At 48.2% G+C, this 24,934-nt stretch carries 21 protein-coding genes; 5 read left to right on the top strand and 16 right to left on the bottom strand.

The window, feature by feature from the left end; translation table 11 throughout:
- Positions 1-2: 2 nt before the first annotated feature.
- From mmsB to EKG39_RS01685, 8 genes are all read right to left on the bottom strand, one after another.
- Complete coding sequence (mmsB, locus tag EKG39_RS01650) at positions 3-929, bottom strand: 3-hydroxyisobutyrate dehydrogenase (protein WP_126503612.1); 927 nt, start codon at positions 927-929, stop codon at positions 3-5.
- Positions 930-1,082: 153 nt separating this feature from the next.
- On the bottom strand, positions 1,083-2,243 hold the full coding sequence (locus EKG39_RS01655; RefSeq protein WP_126503614.1) for an enoyl-CoA hydratase/isomerase family protein: 1,161 nt from the start codon (positions 2,241-2,243) through the stop codon (positions 1,083-1,085).
- The gene (locus EKG39_RS01660) at positions 2,243-3,016 is read right to left on the bottom strand and encodes an enoyl-CoA hydratase (RefSeq protein WP_126503616.1); all 774 of its coding nucleotides are present in this window, start codon (positions 3,014-3,016) and stop codon (positions 2,243-2,245) included. The genes EKG39_RS01655 and EKG39_RS01660 overlap by 1 nt, the downstream gene beginning before the upstream one ends.
- Positions 3,017-3,062: 46 nt before the next feature.
- Positions 3,063-4,220, bottom strand: a complete 1,158-nt coding sequence (locus EKG39_RS01665) for an acyl-CoA dehydrogenase family protein (RefSeq protein ID WP_126503618.1) — start codon at positions 4,218-4,220, stop codon at positions 3,063-3,065.
- A gap of 246 nt (positions 4,221-4,466) precedes the next feature.
- Complete coding sequence (locus EKG39_RS01670; RefSeq protein ID WP_126503620.1) at positions 4,467-5,972, bottom strand: CoA-acylating methylmalonate-semialdehyde dehydrogenase; 1,506 nt, start codon at positions 5,970-5,972, stop codon at positions 4,467-4,469.
- Between the two features lie 185 nt (positions 5,973-6,157).
- Positions 6,158-7,348: an acetyl-CoA C-acyltransferase gene (locus tag EKG39_RS01675; RefSeq protein ID WP_126503622.1), complete on the bottom strand. Its 1,191-nt coding sequence runs from the start codon at positions 7,346-7,348 to the stop codon at positions 6,158-6,160.
- A gap of 413 nt (positions 7,349-7,761) precedes the next feature.
- Entirely contained in the window at positions 7,762-8,709 is a 948-nt protein-coding gene (gene metA, locus EKG39_RS01680; RefSeq protein WP_126503624.1) for a homoserine O-acetyltransferase MetA, read from the bottom strand.
- A gap of 82 nt (positions 8,710-8,791) precedes the next feature.
- Positions 8,792-9,220: a YbaY family lipoprotein gene (locus EKG39_RS01685; protein ID WP_126503626.1), complete on the bottom strand. Its 429-nt coding sequence runs from the start codon at positions 9,218-9,220 to the stop codon at positions 8,792-8,794.
- A 210-nt stretch (positions 9,221-9,430) separates the two neighbouring features.
- On the opposite strand from EKG39_RS01685, the gene EKG39_RS01690 reads away from it, so the two are divergent.
- The gene (locus EKG39_RS01690; RefSeq protein WP_126503628.1) at positions 9,431-10,198 is read left to right on the top strand and encodes an SDR family NAD(P)-dependent oxidoreductase; all 768 of its coding nucleotides are present in this window, start codon (positions 9,431-9,433) and stop codon (positions 10,196-10,198) included.
- An 85-nt stretch (positions 10,199-10,283) separates the two neighbouring features.
- On the opposite strand, the gene ompW is transcribed toward EKG39_RS01690, so the two are convergent.
- The 5 genes from ompW to EKG39_RS01715 form a co-directional block, all read right to left on the bottom strand.
- The gene (gene ompW, locus EKG39_RS01695) at positions 10,284-10,931 is read right to left on the bottom strand and encodes an outer membrane protein OmpW (RefSeq protein ID WP_185817501.1); all 648 of its coding nucleotides are present in this window, start codon (positions 10,929-10,931) and stop codon (positions 10,284-10,286) included.
- Positions 10,932-11,422: 491 nt separating this feature from the next.
- Positions 11,423-12,046, bottom strand: coding sequence for a nucleotidyltransferase family protein (locus EKG39_RS01700; RefSeq protein WP_126503632.1), 624 nt, complete (start codon positions 12,044-12,046; stop codon positions 11,423-11,425).
- Positions 12,047-12,128: 82 nt separating this feature from the next.
- On the bottom strand, positions 12,129-12,527 hold the full coding sequence (locus EKG39_RS01705; RefSeq protein ID WP_126504690.1) for a YbaY family lipoprotein: 399 nt from the start codon (positions 12,525-12,527) through the stop codon (positions 12,129-12,131).
- Between the two features lie 89 nt (positions 12,528-12,616).
- Positions 12,617-13,483, bottom strand: a complete 867-nt coding sequence (gene tesB, locus EKG39_RS01710; protein WP_126503634.1) for an acyl-CoA thioesterase II — start codon at positions 13,481-13,483, stop codon at positions 12,617-12,619.
- A gap of 87 nt (positions 13,484-13,570) precedes the next feature.
- The gene (locus EKG39_RS01715) at positions 13,571-14,494 is read right to left on the bottom strand and encodes an SDR family NAD(P)-dependent oxidoreductase (RefSeq protein WP_126503636.1); all 924 of its coding nucleotides are present in this window, start codon (positions 14,492-14,494) and stop codon (positions 13,571-13,573) included.
- A gap of 421 nt (positions 14,495-14,915) precedes the next feature.
- Here EKG39_RS01715 and EKG39_RS01720 point away from each other — a divergent pair, with 421 nt between their 5' ends.
- A complete protein-coding gene (locus EKG39_RS01720) occupies positions 14,916-15,788 on the top strand; it encodes a 1,4-dihydroxy-2-naphthoate polyprenyltransferase (protein ID WP_126503638.1) in 873 nt (290 codons plus the stop codon).
- Between the two features lie 154 nt (positions 15,789-15,942).
- Here the strand turns inward: EKG39_RS01720 and EKG39_RS01725 are convergent, their stop codons facing one another.
- The 3 genes from EKG39_RS01725 to EKG39_RS01735 form a co-directional block, all read right to left on the bottom strand.
- Complete coding sequence (locus EKG39_RS01725; protein ID WP_246028390.1) at positions 15,943-16,890, bottom strand: hypothetical protein; 948 nt, start codon at positions 16,888-16,890, stop codon at positions 15,943-15,945.
- A gap of 191 nt (positions 16,891-17,081) precedes the next feature.
- Entirely contained in the window at positions 17,082-18,635 is a 1,554-nt protein-coding gene (gene gndA, locus EKG39_RS01730) for an NADP-dependent phosphogluconate dehydrogenase (protein ID WP_126503640.1), read from the bottom strand.
- A gap of 365 nt (positions 18,636-19,000) precedes the next feature.
- Positions 19,001-20,917, bottom strand: coding sequence for a propionyl-CoA synthetase (locus tag EKG39_RS01735; RefSeq protein ID WP_126503642.1), 1,917 nt, complete (start codon positions 20,915-20,917; stop codon positions 19,001-19,003).
- 557 nt (positions 20,918-21,474) lie between these two features.
- Here EKG39_RS01735 and EKG39_RS01740 point away from each other — a divergent pair.
- The 3 genes from EKG39_RS01740 (at position 21,475) to EKG39_RS01750 (ending at position 24,911) form a co-directional block, all read left to right on the top strand.
- A complete protein-coding gene (locus EKG39_RS01740) occupies positions 21,475-21,873 on the top strand; it encodes a MerR family transcriptional regulator (protein WP_126503644.1) in 399 nt (132 codons plus the stop codon).
- Positions 21,874-22,066: 193 nt separating this feature from the next.
- Positions 22,067-23,236 (top strand): isovaleryl-CoA dehydrogenase, encoded by a 1,170-nt coding sequence (locus EKG39_RS01745; protein WP_126503646.1) that lies wholly within the window; start codon positions 22,067-22,069, stop codon positions 23,234-23,236.
- Positions 23,237-23,303: 67 nt separating this feature from the next.
- Positions 23,304-24,911 (top strand): carboxyl transferase domain-containing protein, encoded by a 1,608-nt coding sequence (locus EKG39_RS01750; protein ID WP_126503648.1) that lies wholly within the window; start codon positions 23,304-23,306, stop codon positions 24,909-24,911.
- Positions 24,912-24,934: the final 23 nt, after the last annotated feature.

Genomic DNA, 24,934 nt, shown 5'->3' on the forward strand with positions numbered 1-24,934 from the left:
AGTTACCCTTTGTTTTTAACCTGTTTTAAATTAGTAAACTGTTCAAAAATACTGGAAAAATCACGTGCACCATTGCCCTGACGAGCATGGTTAACGTATAAACTGCGCGCTAAGGCTCCCATCGGCGTGCTTGAATTAGACAGTAGTGCAGCCTCTTGGGATAACCCGAGGTCTTTAACCATCAAGTCCACCATGAAGCCCCCCTGGTAGCCATTCGATGAGGGCACTGATTCCATTACGTCCGGACAAGGATTATATTTATCCAGCGTCCAATTACCACCACTACTTACCTTCATTATCTCAGATAATACCTTGGGATCCAGACCATGGTCGATTCCCATCTGCAAAGATTCACTGGTTCCGACCATCAGGACAGATAACAACATGTTATTACATATCTTGGCAACCTGACCGGCGCCCGCATCACCTGCGTGAAAAATGTTCGCTCCCATATTGCTAAGCACGTTCTTAGCTTGCTCGAAACCACCATCGCTGCCGCCACAGATAAAGGTGAGTGTCCCCGCCGCCGCACCAGCCGTTCCCCCCGAAACCGGAGCATCGACGAATTCGAGCTCTTTCTCTGCGGCAAACTTTGCCACTAACTGCGCACTTTGCGCATCTATAGTTGAGCAGTCTATCAGTAAGGTGTCCCTTGCAACCACATCAATTAAGCCCTTACCCTCACCACCGCCACTTTCTCCGAGATAGAGCGAACGAACATGTTTGCCGGCCGGAAGCATAGTGATAACGACATCTGCGCCCGCTGCGGCGCCACAGGCACTGCTCGCCGCTAACGCGCCAAGATCGGTAAGCGACTTTATCGCTTCCGGTACCAGATCGAATACTCGCACCGTTAAGCCAGCCTTAACTAAATTGGCCGCCATTGGCGCCCCCATATGCCCTAACCCGATAAATGCGACACTTGTCATCTCATGCTCCTTAGCCTTCAATTTGAAGATAAACTTAATTCATTATTAGTCGTTCATACTCATTCTGTTTTTTAGCGTTCACTTTCGCGCTCACACCGTTACGCCATTTCATTAGCACATCTCTTTCAAGACACTTTGCTTAAACCATTATGTCTAAGAGAGCGTCTTCAGTGGATGCTGAGCATCAGCCCAAGGTGATGTGATTAATTGCGCTATCAAATCCTGGGGTACTGCCGAAACGTCCTGATAACGCCATCTTGGCTGTCGGTCCTTATCGATCAACAAAGCCCTGACTCCCTCACTGAAATCACCGATAGCGCAGCAGTTCACGCTACACCCCAGCTCAAATTTAAATACCTCAGCCAGACTGAGCGAGGTACCAAGCTGAGCTTGACGATAGATAAGGTGCCAGCTGATTGGGCTACCCGAGAGCAGCGTCTTCAGTGGGCGTTCGAGCCAGGAGTCGTTGCAATCAAAATCGGAAACCCGCTCGATGATCTCGACCAAAGAGCCTGTCATCAGCCCGTCTATCTCGGCTTGATTCGTCTCTAACTTCCCCTGAGGCAAGGGCACCGATGCCTGCAGCTCCATGGTATTGAGCTGCTCGGTTAACAAGCTATGATTGAGCTGTTGCTCATCACTCCAACCCAAGGTGGCTAAGTGATCCAGCAGTGGCTCTTTACTGTCACTGTTGAGATAGTGGTTACCCACCCCGACATATTTTGCATCGCCGGCATTCATATTGTAGGCGGTTAAACCGAGAAACAGCCCGGTTTTACCCGGCATGCGATTAAGAAAATAGCTACCGCCGACATCGGGATATAGACCGATAGTGACTTCAGGCATGGCGATACGTGAACGCTCGGTCAATACTCTGTGACTGGCTCCCGCCATTAAGCCCAGGCCTCCCCCCATGACAATGCCGTCGCCCCACACCATGACCGGCTTACCTAAGGTATGCAGCAGATAATCGAGACGATATTCACGTTCAAAAAACGTCTCTGCCTGCTCGGTCACTTCACCCGGCGTTTGAATCGAAGCATGATAGATAGCCCTTACATCGCCGCCGGCGCAGAAGGCTTTTTCGCCAGCGCCATCGAGCATCACCATGGCAATATTCTCATCTTGCTGCCACTTCAATAACTGCGTAGTCATGGCGTTAACCATGTTGAGATTAAGCGAGTTGAGCGCCTTTTCAACATTGAGTGTCACGACACCGATCTGCTTACCCGACGCCGTACCTAATGTCTGAAATACGACGCTGTTATCACTCTGGGCAACCAGTTCAGCACCTGCGTTTTTATGAGTTGTCATCAGCAATTTTTCCAGTTGGCCTTGCGCTTATCCAAGAAGGCATTCACCCCCTCCGCCTGATCTTCTGTATCGAACAAACCGACAAACAGTTCTCGCTCTAAGGGTAATGCCAGGCTTCTGGGCATAGTCCGGCCTGCTTGAATAAGTTGCTTACACACGGCTACACTGCTTGGGCTCTGATTGGCCACTTTTGCGGCCAGCGCAATCGCCGCATTGAGAGACTCACCGGTTTCAACCACCTCTTCAACCAAGCCCAGAGACTCGGCCTTGTCGGCCTTGAGTCGCTCACCACACAAGATCATGCGCTTGGTCCAGCCTTCGCCAACCAGTGCGGTTAGATTTTGAGTGCCACCGGCGCAAGGCAGTAATCCAACCGAAGCTTCCGGCAACGCCATCACAGCCTGAACTTCTGCAATACGGATATCACAGGCCAGCGCAACCTCCAATCCGCCCCCCATGGCATAACCATTTATCGCCGCAACAGATACACCACGAAATTGACTCAAGGCTTCGAACGCTTCACCGAAGTGTTTCGACATCGACGCCGCGGTGCCCTTATCACCATCGGCAAAGAGCTTAAGGTCGGCGCCTGCCGAGAAAAACTTCTCCCCTTCGCCAGTCATCACTAAGGCATAGATATCCCTGTTCTCGTTGAGCTCAAGTACCTTATGTTTTAGAGCTTGCAGGCTTTCGGCTGTCCAGGTGTTTGCCGGCGGGTTACTCATGGTCAGAATGGCTGTATGGCCTTCTATGCGTTCAATTATTCCTGTCATTAATCGATTCCTTATTAGCTGGTCGAGTCAGTTCCAACACTGTGAGTTACAGGATCTGGCCTGCATTTTCATTCAACAAACGACGGGCAATGATCAAACGCATGATCTCGTTCGTGCCCTCTAATATCTGGTGCACCCGCACATCACGCACATGGCGCTCTAACGGGTATTCACGGATATAGCCATAACCACCATGCAGCTGAAGCGCCGCATCACACACCTGAAACCCGATGTCGGTAGCAAAACGTTTTGCCATGGCGCAGTAGGCAGTTGCCTCGGGATCTTTTTCATCCAGCTTAAACGCAGCCAGACGCACCAGTTGCCTTGCCGCCACTAATTCGGTGGCCATATCGGCTAATTTAAATTGAAGCGCCTGAAATGCGGCAATGGGTTTACCGAACTGTTTACGCTCATTCATATATTGAGTTGCACGTTCGAGAGCGGCCTGGGCCGTACCGATTGAACAGGTCGCGATATTGATGCGCCCGCCATCGAGTCCCTTCATGGCAAAGGTAAAACCTTGCCCCTCTTCGCCCAGTAGGTTTGAGACAGGAACGCGCACTTCTGTGAAGGTAATTTCGCGAGTAGGTTGGGCATTCCAGCCCATCTTATCTTCCGCCTTACCGTAGATGACACCCGCCGCATCGGCCGGTACTGCGATAGCCGAGATCCCTTTGGGTCCTTCATCTCCGGTTCTGCACATGACAACTAACAGTTCGGTGGCTCCCGCACCCGAGATGAACATTTTAGCGCCGGAGATCACATACTCATCGCCCTCTCTCACCGCTTTAGTCTTCAACGATGCCGCATCACTTCCCGCCCCGGCCTCGGTCAGGCAGTAGGAAGCCAGCTTCTGACCCGTGGTGAGGGACTCAGACCACTCATCTCTTAATGTTTGTGAGCCAAAACTGGTGACCATCCAGGTCGCCATATTGTGGATGGTCAACATGGCGGTGGTGGCAGTACATCCCATTGAGAGCTGCTCAAAAATGATTGAGGAGTCGAGTCTGGACAGGCCCATACCTCCCTCAGCTTCCGGTGAATAGAGTGAGCAGAATCCGAGTTCGCCGGCGCGCTGAATAACGTCTTTGGGGAAGTGATGTTCCTCATCCCATTTAGAGGCGAAAGGGGCTAACTCCTCTTGAGAAAATTGCAGGGCGAGATCGGCAAACTGACGTTGGTCTTCATTCAGATTGAAATCCATCTGTAGGTCTCCTTCGGCACATATTTTTATTAAACTAGTTGTTGAACTAGTTATTGAGCTTGCTGTAGATCTTAGTGGCTAAAATCGGCTCTCTTTTTTTATTGTGCCTTGCGTTAATAATGTGAGTGATACGGGTTCTTAATACCGCTGCCTATAGAAAAACCTTATAGACAGCGGACGACTTTCTATACCGACTTATTTAAGTGCTTATATTAAGATCTTATATTAAGCCCTTATATTAATTACTTATTTTAGTGCAATCGTCATATTTGGCGCTGCGTGTTCGGCTTCAGAGATCTGCGACTCAAACCAACGAGAGGTGATGGTTTTCGTTTCGGTGTAGAAGCGAACGGCTTGCTTACCGTAAGCATGTTGGTCGCCATAAAAGCTTCCCTTCCATCCGGTGAATGAGAAGAACGGCAGAGGCACAGGAATGGGAACATTAATGCCCACCTGCCCCACCTCGATTTCATGCTGATACTTGCGGGCGGCCGCGCCGCTGGCAGTAAAGATTGAGGTGCCGTTACCGTAGGGACTGTCGTTAACGATATCGATAGCTTCCTCTAATGAATCGGCTTCCATGCAGCACAGTACAGGTCCGAAGATCTCCTCTTTATAGATGCTCATCTCGGTTGTCACCTTAGTGAACATAGTCGGGCCAATCCAGTTGCCACTCTCATATCCGGGGACGGTAAATTCAGAACCATCGAGCACACATTCTGCGCCTTCATTTTTCCCCTGCTCGATAAGAGATAACACCCGAGCCTTAGCTGCGGGGCTGATAACAGGTCCATAACCGGCGTCCTTGTCATCCCAAAGCCCTGGCTTAACCTTAGCCAGCGCCGCTTTCAACTCAGGAACCCACTCTTTGGCGGCGCCGACAAACACGGCAACCGACAGTGCCATACAGCGTTGACCCGCCGCACCTACAGAGGCACCCACCAGGTTATTGATCACCTGCTGCTTATTGGCATCGGGCATGATGACGCAATGGTTTTTTGCCCCGGCAAATGCCTGAACACGCTTTAAGTTATCGGTTCCCGTCTTATAGATGTACTGACCTACACCGACCGATCCCACAAATGAGATGGCTTTGATATCTTTATGATTAAGAAGCACATCTACGGCAACCTTATCACCATGAACCAGTTGCAGTACGCCCTTAGGTGCACCCGCCTCTTCGAACAGCTCGACCAGACGTTGTGGCGTCATTGGATCTTGTTCCGATGGCTTAAGCACGAAGGTGTTACCACATGCAATGGCGAGGGGGAACATCCATAACGGGATCATGGCAGGAAAGTTAAACGGTGTAATACCGGCGCAAACACCAAGAGGCTGAGTGTAGCTGTAGGTATCGATACTGCGGGCGACATTCTCGACGGTTTCTCCCATCAACAGAGTCGCAATATTACATGCATGCTCAGCCACTTCGATACCGCGCCATACATCGCCCTTGGCATCTTCAAATGTCTTGCCCGTTTCCTGGGCTAAAATAGTCGCAATCTCGTCATGGTGCGCTTTAAGAAGATGCTGGTAGTTAAACATCACACGTGCACGTTCAGATACAGGCACCTCTTTCCAGCTTTTAAATGCCGTCTTGGCGCTGGCTACAGCGGTTTCTACCTCTTCGACGGTGGCACTATTGATCACCGCTATCTGTTCGTTGTTTGCAGGGTTCGTTACCGAAATCTGCTGTTCTCCCTGACCCAGAATAAATTGGCCGTCGATATAATGCTTAACTTGAGTTGTCATATTGCTTCCCATTAAGATCGTTTCGAACCGATTTTTGCGGCATTATTATTGTTTTTACACACAAAAAAACGGTCATTTTGTCTTGTTGATTGCTACATGTGAGTGACTACTTGTTAACTCACATCTCTTATTTACTTACGACAGTTGCTTGCGTTAGTTACTCGCGTTAGTGCAAATCGATAGAACTAGACTTCAATAGCCATGGCCGTCGCTTCACCGCCACCGATACACAAGGAGGCGACGCCTCGCTTAAGACCCCGGGCCTTAAGGGCATGGATTAGCGTCACTAACAAGCGTGCACCGGAGCAACCGATAGGATGACCAAGCGCACACGCGCCACCATTAACATTAACCTTCGATTCATCGAGGGATAGCTCTGAAATAGCCAACATGGTCACCATGGCAAAGGCCTCGTTGATCTCAAACAGATCCACATCTTCCTTGCTCCAGTTCACCTTATCGAGCAGCTTATTCATCGCACCGACAGGAGCCGTAGTAAACATAGATGGCTCCTGAGCATGCGTCGTATGTCCCTTGATGGTGGCAAGCACAGCTAACCCCAGTGAACAGGCCTGCTCAGCCGTCATCAACATCAATGCCGCAGCACCATCAGAGATTGAACTTGAGTTCGCCGCCGTAATGGTGCCATCTTTGGCAAAGGCCGGACGTAAGCTTGGGATCTTATCCGGACGGGCATTGCCGGGTTGCTCATCGGTATCGACAAGGGTGTCGCCGCGACGACTGGAAACCGTAACCGCAGCGATCTCCTCTTTAAAGGCACCGCTTTCAATCGCGGCATTGGCTTTTTCCAGTGAGCTTAGCGCAAATGTATCCATCTGCTCTCGGGTCAAATTGAACTCATCGGCCGTCTCTTGAGCGAATGTGCCCATAGCACCACCGGTATAAGCATCTTCGAGGCCATCGAGGAACATATGGTCCATCACCTTGCCGTGCCCCATACGCATCCCGCCGCGAGCTTTATCGAGCAGGTATGGCGCCTGGCTCATACTCTCCATGCCACCGGCAACCACAACTGAGGCACTGCCGGCCTTAATCAGGTCATGGGCTAACATAACGGTCTTCATGCCCGAACCGCAGACTTTATTTACCGTTGTCGCGCCAACAGACAAAGGAAGTCCAGCGCCTAATGTCGCCTGACGAGCCGGAGCCTGGCCCAGTCCTGCAGGCAATACACAGCCCATCAGCACTTCGTCCAGCTGCTCACCAGGCAATCCGGTTTGCTCCATTAAGGCCTTGATGGCCGTTGCTGCCAATTTTGGTGAAGCCACACTCGACAATGCCCCTTGAAATCCACCCATAGGGGTACGTTTAGCGGCAACGATGACGATATCTTGGTTTGACTGCTCTGTACTCATATCTACTCCGGTAATGGATTAGCCCTGTCGGTGAATAACCTGAATCACCAACATCTAAAAACAAATAGTAAGTGTGATCTTGCTCAATTAATATCACTGTGACGTTTACGCGAACGTAAAGCAAGTATAGCTGGTCAAACTTCTACCAAAGTATGAGGTCTGAATGTCACTCAAGATTTACAGATTAGCTATTTAGTCGTATTGAAAGATGGCAAGGAGCCTAACGAAGGGAAGTGGCAGAAAAAGAGAGGGGGAATATAGAGTTTTAAGTTTTAAGTTTTAAGTTTTAAGTTTTAAGTTTTAAGTTTTAAGTTTTAAGTTTTAAGAGTCGAGGGTCGAGGGTCGAGGGTCGAGGGTCGAGGGTCGAGTAGCAAGCTAAAGCCACTCGAACCTAGTACCTAGTACCTAGTACCTCAATTACCCTCACTTTCCCAGGGGGTGATGCCACTCATGTCAGCCAGGTTATAGGGGGTTAACTGGTAAACATAGTAGTTGAGCCAATTACTGATCAACAGACTGCCGTGACCATACCAGCGCGCGACGGGTTCCTCGTTCGGGTCATTGTGCCTGAAATAGTTTTGCGGGATCTCAGGTTGCAACCCTTCACCCAGATCCCGGAAATACTCATCCTTAAGCGTCGTTCTCTGGTACTCAGGGTGTCCCATAACAAACAGGTTACGGTTATTGGTACTGAGTACCATATAGGCGCCAGCTTCGTCAGATTCAGCTAATACCTGCAATGCTGGATGCGCTTTTAAAAGTTTAATATCCATTTCGGCAAAACGTGAATGAGGGGCCAGGAACTCATCATCGAACCCGCGTAACAAGGGGAAGTGTCTGTGCGCTCGTCGATGAGGAAATACTCCAGAACGTTTCACCTCGAGTAAGTTTCTATTCAATCCATAGAGATGGTAGAGCGCTGCGTGCGCTGCCCAACAGAGGAAAAGCACGGAGGTAACATGGTGTTGTGACCAATCGATAATTTCGCGAATATGGTCCCAATAAGTCACATCTTCAAATTCAACCTGACCCAAGGGGGCGCCGGTGATAATCAAGCCATCATAGTTTTTATGACGCACGGCTTCAAAATCACGATAAAAGTTGTTCATGTGATCTATTGAGGTATGCCTGGAGGCTTTATCATGAATTCTGAGCAGATCCACATCGACCTGCAGAGGAGTATTTCCCAGTAAACGCAGCAGCTGGGTCTCAGTCTCAATCTTATTCGGCATCAAGTTCAAGATAAGCACTTTCATCGGGCGAATATCTTGATTTGCAGCCCGAGTCTCACTCATGACAAAGATATTCTCAGACTCTAAGATCTCTGCTGCTGGCAGATCATCGGGAATTTTAACCGGCATACCGCGCCTCTTCCATTATCTAAATCATTAAAATAATGTATCTGACAGAGAAATCGGCGCTGTTAGTTTGCTAATGATAAGCTTAACGGCCAACCTTCTGTACCAATACTGACATAGGCTCACTGGAACCTAAATCTATGTTGTATGCTTGAGTATTGATGAATAACAGCTTGTCATTGAGGGTAATTTTGGCACCTATGGCATAGGTATGACCCGACTCAAACTGATCTCTATGTATCAAAAACTGAAAAGGGGCCGGTGTACTGACATCGCTTCGCTCAAACTGAGCCAGTATAATTGCCGGCGCATCCATCAGTGATACATCCTTAAGTTCCACCGTTAACACAGCCTCTTGTGGCAGAGCAATTCGCTCCTTGAACCAGATCTCACCCTGGATCTCTACGCCCGCATTGGGTGTAGCACAACCGGCTAATGCACCGACGACTAACGCTCCGACGAATGTACCGACCACTGAGACTATAGGTAAAACTCGCTTTAACCACTTTTTCATATTCTTGCTCCTAATCATACATCAAGACTTCTGGATGTCCATATGTCCATATTAAAATATTCGACACTTTTGAATTGCTATTAGAGATATGTCATGGCAATGACTCGCCTCAGGGCACAAAGCACTAATACCTATTGGTATAACTATAAATCTTGTCCTGCCCACGATATCTCCCTATCATAGGCTACCAATTTCAAGCCGAATAGCCTAATGACACAAGCAACCGCCATCATTGTGGGCGCTAGCTCACTCCTGAGCCGAGAAATCGCAAAACAGCTCGCCGCTCAAGGTGTCGAACTGGCGTTACTCGCACAAGATCCTGATTCACTTCAAGAGTTTGCAGATAGCCTTCCAACCAAAGTACATCTGTTTCCATTACAAATAGTAGAGCCTCAAGCCATTATCTCAAGCCTGGAGGGGGTGTGGCAGCAACTGGGCGGGGCACACCTGGTCTTGGTTAATACCGGTCTGAACAGCTATGATCCTCAGCTTCCCTGGGGACCAGAGCAAGATATCATCACGGTTAATGTGCAGGGCTTTGCGGCCGTCTGCAATACGGCTTTTCGCTTATTCAGAGAGCAAGGTTACGGTCAACTTGCCGCGGTAAACTCGATTGCAGGCCTGCGTGGCGGTCCAAGTGTGGCTTATCATGCATCAAAAGCCTTTGCGACCAATTATCTGGAAGGTTTGAGCATGCATGCTCAGCGATTAAAGTTACCTATCACAATCACAGATATTCAGCTGGGCCTACTCGATAAGGCTGCGATGCAGCAAAGTCGTTTATGGCTCTCGCCGCCGAATGAGGTCGCAAGGCAGATAATTAAGGCGATGCAGGGCGGGAAACGAAGAGTCTATGTGACCAAACGATGGCGTTTAGTCGCCTGGCTGACTAAGTTATTGCCGGAATTTGTCTACAACACCCGTCACTGGCGAACCAAGGCTGAACGCCTCGCAGCCAAGGCCGAAGGGAAGAAATAGGTTCGAGTAGCGAAAGATTAAAACAAAAAAGGAGCCTTAGGCTCCTTTTTTACTCTCTAGTGTCTTATCTCTGACGAGATATCACTTAGAAAGTGTAACCCACGCTCACCATGTAAACCCAAGGGTCGATATCCGTTTCAATCGTCACGGCATCACCGCCCAAGTTGAAATCAACATCGGTGCTGATCTGAGCGTACCAAACTGAAGCATTGACTAGCCAATTCTTGTTGATTTGGTAATCCAGACCCACCTGCGCCGCAAGGCCCCAAGAGTTACCCAGACTAAGATCTGTCAAGGCACCGTCGAGATCATTGGTAAACTCGTTATCGAAGAAATTGGTAAAGTTTACACCGGCGCCGATATATGGACGAAGCTTAGAATCGGCAGAACCGAAGTAGTACTGAGCGACTAAGGTAGGTGGCAGGTGCTTAGTCTCGGCAATCTTTCCAATACCATCAAGAGAAATGTCATGAGTAAACGGCGAAGCCGCTAAAAGCTCGATACCGATATTGTCTGTTAACATATAACCGAAGTTCAAACCCAGCTGGGTATTATCATCAACGCCAAACTCACCATTTCCAGCGACATCTTGGCTTGATTCATTTGGTGCGACGACAGCAACACCGGCACGAACGATAATATCACCCGCCTGATGGGCAGAAACAGAAGAAGCGAAACCGGTAGATAGTAGGGCGGCCGCGATTAATCCAGACACAATAGTTTTGTTCATCATACTACTCCATTAATACAACACGAAAATTCTTTATTATTATCAACTTCTTTAACATTCGCGTGCATCCTGCCAGACGAGCGCACCAACAATGTTGATCCAGATCAACTATTCACCTAGCTACTCACTTATAGATAGAAACGCATGATCTAAATCACAAAAAACAAAAGAAGCATGGCAAATACAGCTTTATTTTTGAGACAAACATCAAAAACAACAAGCTTCACCAAGGAATAAAACATCAAGGTAAACAACGTTGAGCGCAACATACCGGTAACAACCAGCCCACCCATATCCCCACCTGAAGGAAGAGTCATTTCAGCCGTGACGCATTTATAAGCCTGGGTTTACAAATCTAGGTATATAAGTCTGGCTTTGTAGTCGAAGGGCTGAAAGTTAAGGCTTGCAAGGTAAGATTTTTAGACAAAGTCTGTGAGCTAAGACTTATAAAACTATGGCTTGCAAACTATGGCTTATAAACTAGGGCTTATGAGCTAGGGCTTATGAGCTGAGATTTGTAAGCGAGGGTATGTGTCTAGCCACCCCTTGGTGCGTACTCTATGGTTAAACAGTGTGAGGGGGCGTTTAGGGTTATGAGTGAGCTGCAACTGAAACAGCGATTCGAGTCCAAACGCCGAACTAAATACTATCGTTTCCCCTTCTGAGATTAAGGAGTTATCTCCCATTGCTGCTCCATCGGGGCTCAGTGAAACAGCGATAGCCGTCTCTTTTTCGGGCCAATAGCCCATGGCATCCAGCATAGAGGAATAAGGCTTGTCACCGTTTTTCAGATGCATTCTGGCTTGATTTTTTACCGACCAAGGATACTCAGGAGCTAAAACTCTCAATTCAGCCTCAAAATGTCGTTCAGTCTCTCTGGAGAGGTCTGAGGGATCGAAGTAGATAAGATCGATATCCGTAAATGGCGTGATATCTGTTCCATGTAGTCTGTCCCAGGCCAGGTTTCTTACAAAACCTGCAGCCAAACTCCATTGCGGCAACGCCAGTACACTCGCGGCCCGTAATGCACGAATATGCCGGGGAGATCCATTTATCCATTGGCCCAGCTTCAGTTGATATTCACTCAATTTCAGCTCCCCTTCTTTTAAAACCGACATAATACCAATCGGTATAAACTAACAAAAAAAGGAGCCTAAGCTCCTTTAATATCAATACGATTCAACCTTTGAACATAGGTCACTACTTGATCGGCACCGCTTTCATAAGTACTTCCGTTGTGAACTTTCCGTTACCTATCACAGGGTAACGGTCGTAGGTTTGAAAAATCACTTTCCCTTGGTATTTAATCATGGAAACAACGCCATAATTAACGTTGGATTTAACCGTCTCAGCAGGCAGAATAAACTTAAATGGTACCGGCGCTCGGGCGATATCAAAACTCTTCTGCGCAATAATCGCACCGGGAGTATCCATATCGATAATGGCAATGGTGATTGAGCTGCCATTAGGCAAGGCAATCTTCTCAAGATAACCAGCGGCGCCATTAACAATTACAGGTTCATCTTCAGTGACTGTGACACAGGCAGAAAGCATCATCACGCAGATTAATACAAGGGCTCTCTTCATCATTACAAACATCTTCCTACTCATAGATATGGACTCACACGCATTTTATCGGATAAGACAGATAATTTACCAGGCTAATTCAAAAAGCCCGACTCACAAGCCTATTTGCCCTTTGATAGCCTGATTAAACCTTCCTGTGTTGCAGAAGCCACCAGCTCACCGGCCTGATTAAAAAATTGTCCCTTAACAAAGCCTCGGCCACCTCCGGCATGAGGACTCTCATTGCTATACAGTAGCCAATCATTCAAGTCTAATGGCCGATGAAACCACATCGCATGATCTATGGTGGCCATACGCATGCCGGGCGTTAAAAAGGAGACCCCATGGGGCTGTGCTGCCGTCACAAGAAAGTTAAAATCAGATGCGTAGGCCAACAGGTATTCATTAACCGAATGGTCGCTGGGCACCCGGCCATTTGCACGGATCCAAATGTTACGTTTGGGCTCTCTGGCACGGGGGTAAAAAGGATTTTCAGGATTAACTAAGCGCATCTCGATGGGTGCATCAGCCATAAACTTCTCTAACATTTTGGGTGGAACCTTATCCCCCATCGTCATGGCAAGCTCTCGTTGGTTTAGCAGACCATCGGGGCCCGGTACATCGGGCATCTGCGCCTGATGTTCAAACCCCTCTTCATACTCCTGAAATGAGCAGGTCATATTAAAGATCGGACGTCCTTTCTGAATAGCCTTAACACTTCTGGCACTGAAACTCCCTCCATCACGCATGATCTCGACATCATAAATAATAGGAAGTTTTTCATCTCCGGCACGAAGAAAATAGGAGTGAAAAGAGTGAACTTTGCGCGTAGGAGGCACGGTCTGCTTAGCCGCACTCAACGCCTGCCCCATGACCTGGCCACCAAACACGTGACCAAACCCCAGGTCCTGGCTTTGCCCGCGAAATAAGCCGACTTCAATTTGCTCCAGTGAAAGCAAAGATAATAGATCGTTTAACACCTGACTCATCGCATTTTCCCCCCAACTAAACAGCACAACAGCTTAACTCAAATATCTGCTTTCATGCCAGAGCTTTAGATGGAGAGAGCCGAAAACTCATTCAATCACTATGTGTCTCTCGGCTGCACCACGTCGGGCCCATGCCAGTACCTGATCCTCGCCACTTTTATGTAAATTCACCGGCAACGCATGATGGATCTGTTCCCAGCTGCTAAGCAAGGTTTCCGGCTTGCAAGTATCGGCTTCAAAATAGGTGGGTTTAAATTCGGTAAACTGACCGTGACTGACGCTGCCGGCTGCCGTGAGCAGGTGTTGCCCCGTTGGTGCATCGGTGCTGCATAGAAACAGCATGCTGGCGGTAATAGAAGACTTTGAAAATAGCGGCTTAACAGATGCGGCCAAACGCTCCTCAGTCATACCGGTTAACGCATGGGGAGTAAGACTGTTGACCTTAATATTATGCTCTACACCTTCAAGATAAAGACTATTTACCAGACCAATCAAGCCCATTTTACTGGCACTGAATGAAGTCTCGTGCATATCTCCATATAAGCCACTTGCGGCGCAGCTCATCATAATCCGGCCATATCCCTGACGTTTCATCAGAGGCCAGATGGCCTGAGTCATATAAAAACTGCCACTGAGGTCGACATTTAATTGAGTTTGCCACATATCGACGGTTAAGTTTTCAAACGCGCAAGGTGTGTGAACCCCGGCATTATTCACCAGAATATCGATGCGTCCCCATAGATTTACCACCTCCTGGACGACCTGTTTGATACCATCGACATCACTGACATCGAGCCTGAACATCAAGGCTTTGGCCCCGAGCTCCTCAACGGCTTTATGACAACGTTCAAGCCCGGAGTAGTTCATCACAGATAAATTAGGCTCACTTTCCGCATAACCCGAATCTATCAACACCACGTTGGCTCCGCGCTCTGCCAGTGCTATCGCATATGCTCGCCCCAGTCCGGTTCCAGCACCGGTAACTACCGCAACTTTATTATCAAAACGCATCGATACTTTTCCTCAATGAATAGCCTCAAATGATACGATACATGCTCACAGACAGGACATTTATCAATACAAGGTCATTTAATAAAGAGCCAGAGCATACATATGTTCTAAAAAAGGATATTTATCTCTCCTCCCATCAATAAATATTCCCTTCAGACAGCTATAAAAGCACATCCACAGGCTATTTTCTTTGAGCCAGATAACAGAATTGCATACAGTTTAAGATAGTTAAAAATTGTATTTGAGATAGTTAAAAATTGAAATTGAGATAGTTAAAAACTGAATAATTTACCTTCAAAGAGACACACATCAAAGTGCGTCACTTCATAGAACCAGAGAAACTTGTTATCATATGCCGATTAACATCCAGTAGACTTCATCAGAACTGCTGTTCACTCCCTTTATAAAAACGATTAAACAAATGAACCCTTGGATTATAGCCATTAGGCCTCGTACACTGCCGGCGGCAATTGGGCCGCTATTGGTGGGAAATATTCTAGCCCTTCAATTAGAACAATTCACCTGGCTCATAGCCTGTACTTCTATGCTTTGTGCCATCTTATTGCAGATAGCCGTCAATCTGGCAAACGACTACTTCGACTTTAAAAGTGGTATAGACACAGAGGAACGAATAGGCCCGGTAAGAGTTACCCAAGGCGGATTGCTCGCCCCTGATAAAGTCAGAAATGCCATATTCATCAGCCTCGCACTGGCACTTTTAGTCGGCTCTTACCTTATCTACCACGGTGGTTGGCCCATCGCCTTTCTTGCGGCGGCGTCCATATTAGGCGCACTCGGCTATAGTGGGGGTCCCTACCCACTGGCTTCCCATGGGTTGGGAGAGGTCGCGGCTTTTATCTTTTTCGGTCTGGTTGCCGTTGTGGGAAGTTATTACCTGCAAGCGGGTGACACAAGTACCGCAGCCTGGATTTTAGGCAGTGCCATTGGCTTTCTGAATGCGGCAATTATGTTGGTCAACAATACCCGGGATATGCAAACCGATATTAAGGCGGGCAAACATACACTGGCCGCACATATCGGAGAGGGACAAGCCAGGCTGCTCTACCAGGCACTGGTATTTCTGCCTTTTGCTCTTATCATAGGTGGCTTTATACTCGGCTTCTTGCCGGGGTTACCTGTCTTGCTCGCGGGAGTATCACTTATTCTGGCCCGTAAGTTAAACAGTGAGTTTAGTAACACTTCCGGTGAAGCCTTAAACCCGATCCTCGGCAGTACCGCCAAGCTCACCATGATATTCAGCGGACTGTTCAGTATCGGGCTGATATTCGTTTAACGATTAAGCCGTTAATCGTTAACTTAAAAACGAAGACAGGCACCATGGAATACCTATTCTATGGTGCCTGTATCATCTTCTGTTCTTTTCATCCTTTTCCACCTACTGAAACCCCAATCAGATTCCTGAAATAGCAGAGACTTAACAAGTGGAACTAGATATTTTGAAACAGGATCTCTATCGTAAAGGTAATTATGGCCTGATTGAGCCGCTCGGTATCAGCCTCTTTACTCCAGTTATATTCCGGCGTGATCTGGAAAAATAACCATTCACGGGCAAAATTTTGTCGATAGCTTAAACCGATATTGGCATTGCTGATATAATGATATGGCTCATCGACACCATAAATACTGGCACGATAGTTAATCGCCTGTGTGTTACTGATGAATTGATACAGATTAATACTGGTTCCCAACTCCCAGATATCGAGATCATTCTCGAAGCTGGCAGCCGCCGTCCAACGCAACAGATATTCTTGATTGAAAGCGTGCTCAATATCGAACTCAGTCGATTCTCCCGTGACCTTTTTCTCTTGGTACACCTTCTGCGTCAGCCTGGTAGTCGTACTCTCAGAGATCGGATAGGTGTAACGCCAGCGGGCCTCCAACTTAGGTTTTAAATTGGCCTTGATGTTAAAACTGACCCGACCTTTCGCATACCAGTCGTAGCGTAATCCGATATCACGCTCACTCTTATCGTCAGGCCCCTTTAAAAAGGAAAACGGATCGTCTTCTCCTGTCGAGTCAAAGATAAACTTCAAGCGTTCATTAACTCCAGGGAGGTTTAAGCGGGCATTTAAGTTGGCCCTATATTTAAAGCCCTCTTTCTCGTAGTAAGAAAAGTCATTGTACCAACGTATTATGGTCCCGGCTCTGGCATCATCTTCAATGCGGTCATCTTTAAAGAAGCTATCGAACCATATCGCCGGTTGGCAAAATTTAGTATTGAGATAATCGAAGGCTTGATCCAGCGCGGCATCATCGGAGGACTCGCTAAAACAGGGGTCATCCTCGGGAGCCACTGGGGGCGTAGGCTCTACCTCTTCGGCAGATAATGAAGCGGTAAATAGACAAGTGAGTAAAACTGTAATCTTCAGATACAACTTAATTCCGTGTTGTTATTATGGGTTAAATTATTGATAACCTGATACTAGCACTTGTTACAGCCATTTGATAAGTGGCATACAACACGGTTTTTAATCCCCCACCAGAAATATATCCATATCATTAGTAATAAAACGGCCTCCGAGTGGAAGCCGCCGATATTTTATGACTGATGCGCTCTCACACTCAATTAAACCCTGTTTATCTCTCTTGAGGCATCGCTCCAGTTAAGATGGTATTTCTCACCTGCTGGTGTATCAGTTCGCTCAAACGTGTGCGAGCCAAAATAATCCCTTTGCCCCTGAAGCAGGTTTGCTGGCAAGGTGGCACACCGATAACTGTCGTAATACGCCAGTGCAGAGCTTATGCAAGGGACAGGAATGCCTCTGAGTACGGCGGTTGAAACTGTCTTACGCCAGTCTGACTGCTTCGATGATAAAGCGCTGCTGAAACTCTCGGCCATCAGCAGGCTCTCAAGTACTGACTCGGTAGATGCTGCCACTTGATATGCCTGAGTAATGGACTGAAGGAAGGTGGCACGAATAATACAGCCGGCGCGCCAAATTTTTGCTATTTCGGCGAAATCTAAGGCCCAATGCCTCTCTTTAGCCGTCATCGCCATTAACTGAAAACCTTGAGCATAGCTGGCTATCTTGGCACAGTAGAGAGCATTCTCAAGTTGAGCTATAAAGGCCTCACGCTCTTCATCTGTTGGCTTATTAACATCCGGTCCACTGAGTAACTGACTCAATGTTTGCCTTTGCTCTTTTTGAGTACTCACGGCGCGGGCATAAACCGCTTCGGCAATTGTCGGTGCCGGACAGCCTATCTGCAAACTGCTCACCGCGGTCCATAGACCTGTGCCCTTCTGACCCGCTTTATCCAGAATCATCTCAACCAGTGGTTTACCTGAGATAGGATCGGCTTGTTTTAACACCTCGGCGCTGATCTCCATCAGGTAGCTGTTCAGACTTCCCTGACTCCAGCGCTCAAACAGAGAACCAATCTCAGTGGCAGACATACCAAAACCATCACTGAGCAGTTGATATGCCTCGCAGATGAGTTGCATGTCAGCATATTCGATACCGTTATGTACCATCTTGACGTAATGACCCGAGCCAGCAGGACCAATATAGGTCGTACACGGCTCTCCCTCTGTCACTGGATTGCCAGGCTCCTGACGCTCAATAGGTAAACCCGTTTCTGAGTCAACTTTAGCCGCAATCGCTTCCCAAATAGGTTTTATTCTATCCCAGGCCTTGATATCACCACTTGGCATCAAGGAGGGACCGAAACGCGCTCCCATCTCTCCGCCCGAGACTGCACAGCTGAAAAAGGTAAACTGGTTAGCATACCGAGCTTCACGCTCTACGGTATCAGTCCATAGGCTATTACCGGTATCGATAACGATATCATCATGGTCGATACCCGCCTCTATAAGCGCGTTACATACCCCATCGACCGGACTCCCGGCAGGCACAGAGAGTATCAAAACACGAGGCTTTTCGAGAATAGATAACATTTCAGAAAGATTATTACAGCCGTTTACTCTTAGCTCAAAATCAATTTGCTGGCTACGATCTCGTTCAGTCCTCTCTTGCTGAACAAGTCCTTCTATCTTATCGGTATCGAGATCGAAAGCAGCGACACGATAGCGGTTATCGGCGATATTCAAGGCAAGATTCTTGCCCATTACGCCCAGCCCGATAACGCCAACATCATATAGTTTGGAGTGGTTTTGCATTAAGTTATACTCCGTAGGTAACAGAGATTATTTTATTCCTATCTATCACTAGCCAGAGATATCAAACAGTACATTGGATTTGGCCGTAATCGGCTCAATCAAAATGTGTCACGCGATACCAGCCACCTCTAATACCAATAGGTATAACAGAGCGCTCATCATAGGAGCAGAGATGATAGGTGTTATTTTGGCCGGGATTATACAGACTTTGGTAAGTGAGTTACCAGAATTTAACAATAGAAAGGCGGTGTTGGTTTAATGATTACGTATGCAGGATTAAGATCCTGCATACGTTATGAGGTGAAGTTGATACTTAATGGTCATCATTCGTCAGAGCAAAGGTCATAGTTTGCCCTGACTAACGGCTACACATGGGCGTCCGCATACCCCATACGCGTGAGTGCATTTCGCACCAACTCTAACGTTTGCGGATCTTCTATGGTTGCCGGCATCTTATACTCCTGATTATCGGCTATCTTTCTCATCGTTCCCCGTAAAATCTTACCGGAGCGGGTCTTTGGCAATTTCTGAACTGCACTGACCAGACGAAATGATGCGACAGGACCAATGTGTTCCCGAACCAGAGCGATCAGCTCGCGATATAACTCTTCATCGGACAAGGTCACCCCTTTTTTGAGAACAACCAAGCCCAAAGGCAGTTGCCCCTTGAGTTTGTCGTCGACGCCAATCACCGCCACTTCGGCCACGGCCTCATGTTGGCAGAGCACCTCTTCGAATCGCCCGGTAGAAAGACGATGACCGGCGACATTGATGATGTCATCGATACGACTCATGATATAGAGATAACCATCCTCATCCATGTAACCGGCGTCCCCGGTCAGGTAGTAACCCGGATACATAGAGAGGTAACTGTCCAGATAACGCTGCTCATTATTCCATAGCGTCGTTAACGTCCCCGGCGGCAGAGGCAATTTGATCACCACATTCCCCGAAGCGCCCGACTCGACAACGTCTCCCATCTCGTCAACTACCTCAACCTGGTAGCCCGGCACAGGTAGGGCCGGTGATCCCGCCTTAACCTCAACGGGTGCCGTACCCATCAAGTTAGCCGCAACCGGCCAGCCTGTTTCGGTCTGCCACCAATGATCGATCACGGGCTTCTTGAGTCTATCTTCAGACCAATGAAGAGTATCTGGATCGCAGCGCTCCCCTGCCAGAAAAAGGGTTTTGAGACAGTTAAGGTCGACATCCTTAAGAAAATCGCCATCGGGATCGTCTCGTTTAATGGCGCGTATCGCAGTCGGCGCGGTGAAGAAACTCTTAACCTGATACTTCTCAATTATTCGCCAAAATATACCGGGATCCGGTGTGCCTATCGGCTTACCTTCAAACAGCACAGTTGTAGCACCGACCAGAAGCGGGCCATAGACAATATAGGAATGCCCCACCACCCAACCCACATCGGAAGCCGCCCAAAAGACATCACCGGCAGCGATATCGTATATATGTTTCATTGACCATGAGAGTGCAACGGCGTGGCCACCATTGTCACGCACGACGCCCTTAGGTTGACCCGTCGTACCTGAGGTATACAGCACATAGAGAGGATCGGTTGCAGCAACGGCTTGGCATGCAATATCCGGTGCGTCTGCAACAGCGCTTTGCCAGTCCACATCACGCCCCGTCACTAAGTCTGCAGTGTATTGACTACGGTTTAAGATAATACAGGTATCCACCTGGTGCTTAGATTGCGCTATCGCATCATCGAGCAGAGGTTTATAGGGCACGACGCCGGAAGGTTCTATGCCACATGAGGCAGATAGGATCAGCTTTGGCTTAGCATCATCAATTCTGGTCGCCAGTTCACTGGCTGCAAAGCCACCAAAGACCACTGAGTGGATCGCACCAATACGAGCACAAGCTAACATGGCATAGGCCGTTTCAGGCACCATGGGCATATAGATAATAACGCGATCGCCTTTCTTCACGCCTACCGAATCCATATATCCGGCGAGTCTGCTCACCTGAGCCAGCAGTTCATTATAGCTGATACCATATTCAGACTCAGTTACCGGGCTGACATATTGAATAGCAACTTGCTCTCCCCGGCCATTTTCCACATGCCTGTCGACGGCGTTATAACAAGTATTGAGCTCGGCTCCCGCAAACCATGAGTACATAGGGGCCTTACTGTCATCGAGCACTCTGTCCCAACGCCGATCCCAGTCTAACTCTTCGGCTGCATTGGCCCAGAAGCTATCGGGCTCAGTTAAAGAGTTACGATGTATCTGATGATGTAATTCACAATTGCGTGTCTTCATTTTGCTCTCCCACAATAACAGTGATGCCAGCCTAATAACCTTCCCTAAAGGCGTTCCACTGTTAGCTTTCCCTTCCTTCGGTAGTTCCTCTATGAGTCGATACTAATAGAAGTTGATCTATTCCATTATGCAAACCCCACCAGGCATTCCCATTAGACCTTGGGATAAGGTCCTCACTCTTGATTGAATTAAAACACAAACTTGGGGATAGCATTTTTAATCACCCGCCCCCCTTAAATATCACCTCCCCCTTTGTCTCATCTCTTAGCCAACACTCTTAGCCACGAGATGCTTTGATGGCATATTATCTGTGAACCTGACTTCATATCTAGAAAGTGGCGTCAACTAGTCAACGAGGCAAAGGCATCCCCCAAAACTCTTAAGTCAAAACACAAAACAGCTCAAATATCAAAAGGTAACCTCAACAATAACATTGACACTGCCACTTTCACCCATAGCTAATGACGCCTGAAAGAGTATAAAATACCGCCCCCAGCTTTACCTTTACGTAAACTTCATATATCGTTTCAGATAAGTTAAATTTTATGGTGTTATTCATGAGCGAAAATCAAAGTCCACAAACCACTTACTCCATTAGCGACCTCTCTAAAGAGTTCGATATTACGACTCGTAGTATTCGCTTCTATGAAGATCAAGGGTTACTTAAACCTAAGCGTCGCGGGCAAACGCGTATCTACGGCTTAAAGGACAGGGTCCGCCTTAAATTGATCCTGCGAGGCAAACGTCTGGGATTTTCACTGGCCGAAACCCGCCGTCTGTTTGAGCTTTACGATGCAGATAAGAACAGCAGTTCACAGCTGCACACCATGTTAGAACTCGTCGAAGACAAAAAGTCTTCACTGCAACAACAGATGGATGACATCAAGGTGGTATTGATGGAGCTAAATTCCGCCGAACAGCAGTGTCGTGCGGCGTTGGAAAAACAGCAAAGCTAAGCCTTTGCCGGATGCGGTTAATACAGCTGTAAAATCAACACCATAAAAAATTATTACGTTAAAGTTCAATACCATAAAATGCTAACAATCATAAAACTTAAGCACTAAAAAGATTCTAAAAATAAAATCTAACTCATTACGATAAAAATAAAAAATACGTAATTACCTTAAAAAAATTGATAGGACACAAGCAATGACTCAACTCTACTCATCTCTCAATTTTGGCCTTGGCGAAGACGTCGATATGCTGCGTGATGCAGTACAACAGTTTGCTGCCAATGAAATCGCACCGTTAGCCGCTAAAACCGATCTCGATAACGCCTTCCCTAACGAGCTTTGGCCGGTTCTGGGTGATATGGGGTTACTCGGCGTCACTGTTTCAGAGGAGTATGGTGGTGCCGATATGGGCTACCTTGCCCACGTCGTTGCCATGGAGGAGATCTCCCGAGCGTCGGCCTCTATTGGTTTAAGTTATGGCGCCCACTCCAACCTTTGCGTCAACCAGATCAATCGCAACGGTAATGCGGCTCAAAAAGCCAAGTACCTGCCAAAGCTGATAACTGGTGAACACATTGGCGCGCTGGCGATGAGTGAGCCAAATGCCGGTTCAGATGTTGTGTCGATGAAGCTACACGCCCGTAAAGAGGGTGACCGCTATATCCTTAATGGCAACAAGATGTGGATCACTAACGGTCCCGACGCCCATACCTATGTTATCTATGCAAAAACGGATCTCGATAAAGGTGCTCATGGTATTACCGCCTTTATCGTAGAACGAGACAGCAAAGGCTTCAGTACAGCACAGAAGCTGGACAAGCTTGGCATGCGCGGCTCTAACACTTGTGAACTCGTCTTTGAAGACTGTGAAGTCCCAGAAGAGAATATCCTTGGCGGCCTCAACAACGGCGTTAAAGTATTAATGAGTGGTCTGGACTACGAACGCGTAGTGCTTTCCGGCGGCCCGTTAGGCATCATGACCGCCTGTATGGATATCGTCGTTCCCTACATTCACGAACGTGAACAGTTCGGTAAATCCATTGGGCAATTCCAGCTGGTTCAGGGAAAGCTGGCCGATATGTACACAGGCATGAACGCCGCAAAATCTTATATCTACAACGTGGCAAAATCCTGCGACCGCGGTGAGACAACACGTAAAGACGCCGCCGGCGCTATTTTATATTCGGCCGAGCTCGCCACTAAGATGGCACTCGATGCCATTCAACTCCTGGGCGGAAACGGTTACGTCAACGAATATGCGACAGGCCGATTACTGCGCGACGCCAAACTCTATGAGATTGGTGCCGGCACATCGGAAATTCGTCGTATGTTGATAGGCCGTGAACTCTTCAACGAATCTAAATAGGACTATCTCGCCTGTTGGCTTTGAGCAGCGACAGGCGCTGGATTTCAGCTTAAAAAGGATTGAAACCGTGACTCAACTTAGCAGTCGAATTAATGCCCGCAGCGATGAATTTAAGGCTAAACATGAAGACATGTCCGCCCTTGTTCAAGATCTTAAACTCAAGCTTACCGAGATTGAACAGGGAGGTGGCAGCGTTGCCCGAGAACGTCACCTTTCCCGGGGCAAGCTTCTTCCTCGTCAGCGCGTCGAAAAACTGTTAGATCCCGGCTCACCTTTCCTTGAACTGTCACAGTTTGCAGCATTTGAGCTCTATGAAGATGTGGTTCCATCGGCGGGTATCATTGCCGGTATAGGACGTGTGAGCGGTGTAGAGTGCATGGTCATCGCCAATGATGCCACAGTGAAAGGGGGCACTTACTATCCGGTAACAGTGAAGAAGCACCTTCGAGCACAAGAGATCGCGAGTCGTTGCCACCTCCCCTGTATCTACCTGGTTGACTCAGGCGGCGCTAACCTGCCCCGCCAGGATGAGGTATTCCCCGACCGTGACCATTTTGGTCGTATCTTCTACAACCAGGCACAGATGTCAGCCAAAGGGATCCCGCAGATAGCCGTCGTCATGGGGCTGTGTACCGCAGGTGGTGCCTATGTTCCCGCCATGGCCGATGAATCCATTATCGTAAAAGAGCAAGGAACCATCTTCCTGGCCGGTCCGCCACTGGTTAAGGCAGCAACGGGCGAAGAGGTCACCGCGGAGGAGCTGGGCGGCGCCGAAGTTCATACCAAAATTTCCGGTGTAGCCGATCATATGGCTCACAGTGACGAGCATGCCCTCGAACTTGCCCGTAAAGCCGTGACCCGGCTCAATCATCAAAAAGAGATCTTGGCACAATTGAGTCAGGTCAAACCGCCGAAGTTCGATATCAATGAGCTGTACGGCATTGTCGGGACGGATCTGAAGAAGCCTTATGATGTCAGAGAGGTCATAGCACGTGTCGTTGACGATTCTGATTTCGATGAATTTAAGGCCAACTACGGTAACACCTTGGTCTGTGGCTTCGCCCGAATTCATGGCTACCCCGTCGGTATCATCGCCAACAATGGCATCTTGTTCTCCGAGTCCGCTCAAAAAGGCGCGCACTTTATTGAATTGTGCTGTCAGCGAAAAATCCCGCTGCTTTTCCTGCAAAACATCACAGGTTTCATGGTGGGCAAGAAGTATGAACATGAGGGGATAGCTAAACATGGTGCCAAGATGGTCACCGCGGTTTCCTGCGCCAATGTGCCCAAATTCACCGTCATCATTGGTGGCAGTTACGGTGCGGGCAACTATGGTATGTGCGGGCGGGCATTCGAACCCACCATGATGTGGATGTGGCCCAATGCCAGAATATCCGTGATGGGTGGCGAACAAGCCGCCGGCGTACTCGCGACTGTTCGCAGAGATGGCTTAGCACGTAAAGGGGTTGAGTGGTCGGCAGAGGAGGAGCAGGAGTTCCGCGAGCCTATCGTCAATCAATATGATAAGGAAGGTCATCCATATCACGCCAGTGCACGCCTTTGGGACGACGGTATTATCGACCCGGCTCAAACCCGTGATGTCGTCGGTTTGGCTCTCTCTGCGGCATTAAATGCTCCGGTTGAAGAGACTAAATTTGGTGTATTCCGTATGTGATCATGAAGCAGGCAGTTTGCTGC

Source organism: Shewanella atlantica (genome assembly GCF_003966265.1).
GTDB classification, from domain to species: domain Bacteria; phylum Pseudomonadota; class Gammaproteobacteria; order Enterobacterales; family Shewanellaceae; genus Shewanella; species Shewanella atlantica.